Raw genomic sequence first — 6,635 nt, forward strand, 5'->3', positions numbered from 1 at the left:
CCCTACAGGACGCGGGCCGATGAAGACGCAAGGTTTTGAACGACGATTCTCTCAAAATTTGCACCTGTTTCGCTCGTAAAGCCACAAAACTCTTACCTTGCCTACATTTCACATTTATTCAGCAAACCCTAGATATAACTTAATCCATCGCTTTTCTTGATTGAGATTAAACTAATGTTTGTGTTGTTAATCAGTGAGGTAAACTAATGACTACAGTTGAATTAAAACAAGCCAAAAATCAACTTAATGAGTTATGGGAAGCTGGACTTGAAGGTGAAGAAATTATCATCACAGAAAATAATGAACCTGTAGTTAAATTAAGTCCTGTAAAGTTAGCCAAGAAACCACTGCTTCAACCGAGAAGTGCTGCGGGAAAAGTTGTGATAGCCGATGATTTTGATGCCCCTTTAACTGATTTTGAAGATTATCAATAATTATGCTCAAGTTTTTAATAGATACTCATATATTTCTTTGGTATGTCATTAATAATAAACAATTGAGAGACAACCATAAAATTATGATTAATGAAAGAGAAAATCTAGTTTATCTTAGTTAAGGTAGTTTTTGGAAAATGACGATCAAATATAGTCTGGGAAAATTAACTTTTGATTCACCTTTCCGAGAATTGATTGAGTCACAAATTCAGAGCAATGATTGGCAAATTTTGCCCCTTAATTTACTACATTTTGAACGAGTAGCGCAATTGTCTGTTCAGCATTGTAGTAGATATGTAGGGGGTAAGTTCGCTTATATTACCGGCTCTTCTGGTTTCCGTAGCACCGCTAGAACCACTGAGAACAGAGGACATCACTTTTCGGCAATTCCTGTGAAAGGTTGAATAAAACCATCCACACCGACAAAGGAGGTGAGGGGCGACCAGTTTAAAATATCCTCTAAAATTGATTGATAGCCCTGGACATTGGGATGAAGTCCATCTTGCATTAATCTTTCTTGGCACCACAGATCACCCCGGTTCATCCAGAGATCAAATAAATCGAGATAGGGAATATTTTGCTCTAGACAAGCTTGTTTAGTGGTTTCTTTAAAACGATACTGATCGCGATGGTTGAAGTAAAAGCAATCTAAAAAGGGCATTTTCCGCTCATCCACGGGAATCATACCTATAAACAAAACCGGGCAAAGAGAACGGGCCCGGCCGAGTAAATGTTCGATTTGAGTTTGAAAAAGATCGTGATCGGTATAAGTACGACCATCGGGCCGGCCTAAACGGGCTGTATCATTAACACCGACGGAGAGAAGAATCAGGTCAGGAAGACGATTGCGAATTTCCCCCCTGAGACGAAATTCCTGTTCTAAACGTTCGGACACTTGTACCACTCGATCGCCGCGAATCCCCAAATTATACAGGGCATGACCAGCACTTTCCATCCACAAACGACGTAGGCGCTCGGCCCAACCGCCACCCACGGGGTCGCCATAGCCATACACAAGGCTATCACCTAAAGCGACGATTTTGAGGGGATGGGTCATGATTGCGTCTTTGTCTTTAGTAGGAGGAGGAAGAGTTTGCATGATCGCTCGATCGAATCGGTTGTCCTTTACACTTGTAAACGAATTTGGTTAAACTGTCCGTGTATTATACTACATTAGAAATTTTTTCCTGCCAGTTAACTTATCTGATATCAGCCAGGTGCTGACACCGACCAGTATAAAACAGCCCGATGATCATTGCTTGCCTAAGAGCCATTTCTGGGCTAAATCTGCTATAAAATTTATGGTTAAAACCTAGATAAATTGATGACTACTCGTTTACGACGTGCGGTTCAAGACCGAGAATTTTTGATTACAGCCGAGATTACTCCCCCGAAAGGTGGTAATGCCAGTCATATGCTAGAAATGGCCCTCTGGCTAAAAAATCGTGTTCATGCGGCTAATATTACCGATGGCAGTCGCGCTGTAGTGCGAATGTCCTCTCTAGCTGCCTCCGCTATTCTCTATCAACACGACATTGAACCCATCTGTCAAATGGCCTGTCGCGATCGCAATGTGATCGGATTACAAGCAGACCTAATGGGCGCTCATGCCTTGGGATTGAGAAATATACTAGCTTTAACTGGAGATCCCGTCAAAGCAGGAGATCACCCCAAAGCTAGGGCAGTTTTTGACCTAGAATCGGTACGTTTATTAAAATTAATCGATAAATTAAATAAAGGTTTTGACTTTAACGATAAATCTTTACCTGATGGACCCCTAGAACTTTTTGCTGGGGCTGCCGTCGATGTGCAGTCAAAAAGTTGGTCTGGTCTTCAAAGCCGTTTTGAGCGTAAAATCGAAGCGGGAGCGCAGTTTTTTCAAAGTCAATTAGTTACGGATTTCGAGTGCCTTGATAAGTTCATGCAACAGGTGGCCTCCCTGGCCGATAAACCAGTTCTAGCGGGAATTTTTCTGTTAAAATCGGCTAAGAATGCCGTATTTTTAAATAAAAATGTGCCAGGGGTGCAAATTCCCGACTATATCATTCAAAGACTCGCTGATGCACCTCATCCCCTCGAAGAAGGTATCAAAATCGCCGCCGAACAAATAAAATTAGCCCAGCAGTTATGTCAAGGTGTCCACATCATGGCGATTAAACGGGAGGATTTAGTCCCGAAAATTCTCGATATGGCTGGTATCCCGCCAATACATAACTGAGATGAAAAGTCAATAGTTTTTATAAAAAATTAACTTTCATTTTGACTAGCGGTCTTTTGACAAGAATTCTACCCCTAAACTAGGATGGGAAGGCTGAAAGCATCTTCGGGGTTAAAAGCATGGATTCCAATCTAGGTCAAGAAAAAGAGAATAGTTGTGGTGGGCGAAAATGGTTGTCGATCGGTATTGCTCCCACTGGTATAATTTCTATTGGCATTGTTCCCATGGGCGTTATTTCCATCGGTATTGTTCCTATGGGAATAGTTTCCATTGGAACCGTGGCCATGGGGACAATTGCGGCCGGTTTTGTTTCCATGGGACTTTTCAGTATTGGTAGCGTTGGGATGGGATTAAATAACGGCCATTTTTCCAATCTTAATTCTCCCCCTGCTGAATCTCCCCATAAACATCATCAGCATTAAAATCAAGATTTGACCAGCAATCATGAATTATTCTATCCGTGCTGCCGTTGCTACCGATGTCAAGGCTATTTTTGACTTAATTGTCGCCCTAGCGGCCTATCAAGAACTCAGCCATTTAATGACAGGAAATAGTCAAGCTTTAGGGGAGCATTTATTCGGAGAAAAACCCTACATCGAAGCATTGGTGGCGGAAGTAGAGGGTAAAATAGTCGGTTTTGCCCTATTTTTTGCTAACTATTCCACCTTTATAACTAAACCGGGGCTTTACCTAGAAGATATCTTCGTTTTACCCGATTATCGCGGTCAAGGTATCGGGAAAGCTTTACTAATGGCTGTGGCTAAAATTGCCGTCGCTAGGGATGCAGGACTTTTAGAATGGACTGTCTTAGAGTGGAATCAACTGGCGATCGATTTTTATGGAAAAATGGGGGCTAAGGTCTTCCAAGAGTGGCAAATTTGTCGTCTCACCGGGACTGCTTTAACCCAATTGGGTAATAGTGATCAATAAGTCAGACCCTTTCTCGAGCCTAGAACTTTGTGATCGATCGAGACTCCTTGCTATACTATACCTCTGACACTGGCTTTCCTCATTGGTGCAGAATGCAACCCACAGACTCGAATAAATTTACCGAACAAGCTTGGGATTCGATCGTTAAATCGCAAGAAATTGCGCGACGCTTCAAAAATCAGACCTTAGAGGTGGAACACGTTATTATTGCCCTCCTAGAGCAGAATAACGGTCTAGCCACCCGGATTTTACAAAAAGCTAATATAGAAATTCCGCGACTGCAACAACAGCTAGAAGTCTTCACCAACCGACAGCCGAAAGTGGCCATCGTCGATCAATTATACCTAGGTCGTGGTCTCGATCTGCTGCTCGATCGCGCGGAAGCATCCCGGGAAAGTTGGCAAGATAAATTTATCTCCGTCGAACATCTTCTCGTCGGTTTTGCCGAAGATGAAAGGGTGGGCCGGAAATGTTTACGCACTTTCAATCTTGACCCCCAAGATTTAGAATTAGCTATCAAAGCTATTCGCGGTACTCAAAAGGTTACTGAACCCAATCAAGAGGAAAAATACGAAGCTTTAGATAAATATGGCCGGGATTTAACAGCAGCGGCCAAAGAAGGCAAATTAGACCCAGTTATCGGTCGTGATGAAGAAATTCGACGGGTGGTACAAGTCCTCTCGCGACGGTCGAAAAATAACCCGGTTTTAATCGGTGAACCGGGGGTAGGAAAAACCGCTATTGCTGAAGGATTGGCCCAAAGGATTGTTAACGGAGATGTTCCCGAATCTTTGAAAAATCGTCAGTTAATTTCCCTCGATATGGGAAGTTTAATCGCTGGGGCAAAATATCGAGGCGAATTCGAGGAAAGATTGCGGTCAGTCATGAAAGAAGTTACCCAATCAGAAGGGCGAATTATTCTCTTTATCGATGAACTACATACCGTTGTCGGTGCGGGTTCTAGGGAAGGGGGATCGATGGATGCGGGCAACCTATTAAAACCTATGTTAGCTCGGGGAGAATTGCGCTGTATTGGGGCGACAACTTTAGATGAATATCGCAATCATATTGAAAAAGACCCCCCTTTAGAAAGACGTTTTCAACAGGTTTATATTAAGGAACCTTCCGTGGAGGATACTATCTCAATTCTCCGGGGTTTAAAAGAACGTTATGAGCTGCATCATGGGGTGACAATTACCGATTCAGCCCTAGTGGCAGCAGCTACCCTATCCCATCGTTATATTAGTGATCGTTTTTTACCCGATAAAGCGATCGATTTAGTCGATGAAGCGGCGGCCAAATTAGAGGTAGAAAGTACCACTAAACCCGCCGATTTGGAAATGATAGATCGTCGCTTAATGCAGTTACGGATGGAAAAATTCTCCTTAGAAAAAGAGGAGAAAAAAGATCGAGCTTTTCAAGAGCGTTTAGAAAGAATTATCGAAGAAATTGAGGAATTAGAAAGTAAACAAAAGCCTCTCGCTGACCAATGGCAAACCGAAAAACATATCGCCGAGGAAATTAAATTATTGCGAGAGGAAGAAGAACAATTGCGCCTACAGGTGGAACAGGCTGAACGAGCTTATGATCTCAATAAAGCAGCCCAATTAAAGTATGGCAAACTAGAAATTTTACAAGGGGAATTAGAAGTAAAAGAAAAAGAACTAGAAACTATTCAAGCGGCAGGTTCGACCCTGTTAAGACAACAGGTAACTGATGCTGATATTGCCGAAATAGTTGCCCGGTGGACAGGAATTCCCGTCAATCGTTTAATGGAATCGGAACGACAAAAATTATTAGAATTAGAGTCTCATTTACAGAAAAAAGTGGTCGGACAAAATGAAGCAGTCACGGCAGTAGCAGCGGCGATTCGACGCGCACGCGCAGGAATGAAAGATCCCTCGCGTCCGATTGGTTCATTCCTATTTATGGGACCCACAGGAGTGGGTAAAACCGAGTTAGCGCGGGCCTTGGCGGGGTTACTATTCGACTCCGAGGAAGCCATGGTTCGCATCGATATGTCGGAATACATGGAAAAACACGCGGTTTCGCGGTTAATCGGCGCGCCTCCGGGTTATGTGGGTTACGAGGAAGGGGGACAACTATCGGAAGCGGTGCGTCGTCGTCCCTATTCTGTGGTTTTATTGGATGAAGTGGAAAAAGCCCATCGGGATGTTTTTAACATTTTATTACAAGTGCTTGACGATGGGCGCATTACCGACTCTCAGGGGCGAGTGGTGGATTTTCGGAATACGATTATCGTCATGACCAGTAATATTGGCAGTGACCATATTTTAAATGTTTCCGAAGATGCCGATTATGAGGAGATGCGGAAACGGGTTTTAACAGCTTTGCGGAGTCATTTTCGTCCCGAATTTTTGAATCGTATCGACGATTTAATTATTTTCCATACCCTGAAAAAAGAAGAATTGCGTTACATTGTTCGTCTGCAATTACAGCGTCTGGAAAGATTATTAGCAGAACAAAAAATCAATCTAGAATTAACCGCAGCAGCAGAAAATCATATCGTTACTGTTGGTTACGATCCCACCTACGGTGCGCGACCTTTAAAACGCGCTATCCAACGGGAGTTAGAGAATCCTTTGGCCACAAAAATTCTCGAACAAGCTTTTATGGAAGGGGATACGGTAGTAATTGATTGTCTGGATGAGGTGTTAAGTTTTAGCAAAAAGGAGTTAGAAAAGGAAGGGACAACATTAGAATTAGCTCTGGTTAACCTCAGTTCAGATTAAAACCAGATAGGGGATATATTCACCCCAATTCAGCCAACATAAACAAAATTTTGCCTTAAAAGTTCTTGTGAATCCAGCTAAACAGGTTTTACAGATGGTTGGCTGAATAAATCTAAGTGGGTGGGTGGAATTAAATATAAGATGAACGTAGGTTGGGTTGAAGCATGAAACCCAACGCCCGCTCATGTTACGCTACCGCTAACCCATCCTACAAATAATTGTGCCTCCCTACGTAAAAACCTTGTTGGATAATATCTTTATGCTTTTTTGAAATCAAAAAGTGCCAGCCATTGGAGGGAG

6 protein-coding genes are annotated in these 6,635 nt (G+C 42.8%); 5 read left to right on the top strand and 1 reads right to left on the bottom strand.

The genetic code is table 11. The features are described from left to right. Nucleotides 1-206 precede the first annotated feature (206 nt). Nucleotides 207-434, top strand: coding sequence for a type II toxin-antitoxin system Phd/YefM family antitoxin (locus IM500_RS21965; protein ID WP_147069289.1), 228 nt, complete (start codon nt 207-209; stop codon nt 432-434). 373 nt (nt 435-807) lie between these two features. Here IM500_RS21965 and IM500_RS21970 read toward each other — a convergent pair whose 3' ends face one another. After that, nucleotides 808-1,533 (bottom strand): GDSL-type esterase/lipase family protein, encoded by a 726-nt coding sequence (locus IM500_RS21970; RefSeq protein ID WP_190719345.1) that lies wholly within the window; start codon nt 1,531-1,533, stop codon nt 808-810. Between the two features lie 225 nt (nt 1,534-1,758). Here IM500_RS21970 and IM500_RS21975 point away from each other — a divergent pair, with 225 nt between their 5' ends. The 4 genes from IM500_RS21975 to clpB all read left to right on the top strand — a co-directional run bounded on the left by IM500_RS21975 (nt 1,759) and on the right by clpB (nt 6,335). Then, nucleotides 1,759-2,652: a methylenetetrahydrofolate reductase gene (locus tag IM500_RS21975; RefSeq protein ID WP_185241075.1), complete on the top strand. Its 894-nt coding sequence runs from the start codon at nt 1,759-1,761 to the stop codon at nt 2,650-2,652. A gap of 119 nt (nt 2,653-2,771) precedes the next feature. Next, nucleotides 2,772-3,074 (top strand): hypothetical protein, encoded by a 303-nt coding sequence (locus IM500_RS21980; RefSeq protein WP_012266670.1) that lies wholly within the window; start codon nt 2,772-2,774, stop codon nt 3,072-3,074. A 22-nt stretch (nt 3,075-3,096) separates the two neighbouring features. Further along, complete coding sequence (locus tag IM500_RS21985) at nt 3,097-3,582, top strand: GNAT family N-acetyltransferase (protein ID WP_185241074.1); 486 nt, start codon at nt 3,097-3,099, stop codon at nt 3,580-3,582. A 92-nt stretch (nt 3,583-3,674) separates the two neighbouring features. Beyond that, nucleotides 3,675-6,335 (top strand): ATP-dependent chaperone ClpB, encoded by a 2,661-nt coding sequence (clpB, locus tag IM500_RS21990; RefSeq protein WP_190719347.1) that lies wholly within the window; start codon nt 3,675-3,677, stop codon nt 6,333-6,335. Nucleotides 6,336-6,635 lie beyond the last annotated feature (300 nt).

It is taken from the genome of Microcystis sp. M179S2 (genome assembly GCF_020245805.1).
Taxonomy (GTDB): domain Bacteria; phylum Cyanobacteriota; class Cyanobacteriia; order Cyanobacteriales; family Microcystaceae; genus Microcystis; species Microcystis aeruginosa.

Coding starts and splice junctions, on each gene's coding strand:
- IM500_RS21965 (WP_147069289.1), top strand. CDS start 207: ATGACTACAGTTGAATTAAAACAAGCCAAAAATCAACTTAATGAGTTA.
- IM500_RS21970 (WP_190719345.1), bottom strand. CDS start 1,533: ATGCAAACTCTTCCTCCTCCTACTAAAGACAAAGACGCAATCATGACC.
- IM500_RS21975 (WP_185241075.1), top strand. CDS start 1,759: ATGACTACTCGTTTACGACGTGCGGTTCAAGACCGAGAATTTTTGATT.
- IM500_RS21980 (WP_012266670.1), top strand. CDS start 2,772: ATGGATTCCAATCTAGGTCAAGAAAAAGAGAATAGTTGTGGTGGGCGA.
- IM500_RS21985 (WP_185241074.1), top strand. CDS start 3,097: ATGAATTATTCTATCCGTGCTGCCGTTGCTACCGATGTCAAGGCTATT.
- clpB (WP_190719347.1), top strand. CDS start 3,675: ATGCAACCCACAGACTCGAATAAATTTACCGAACAAGCTTGGGATTCG.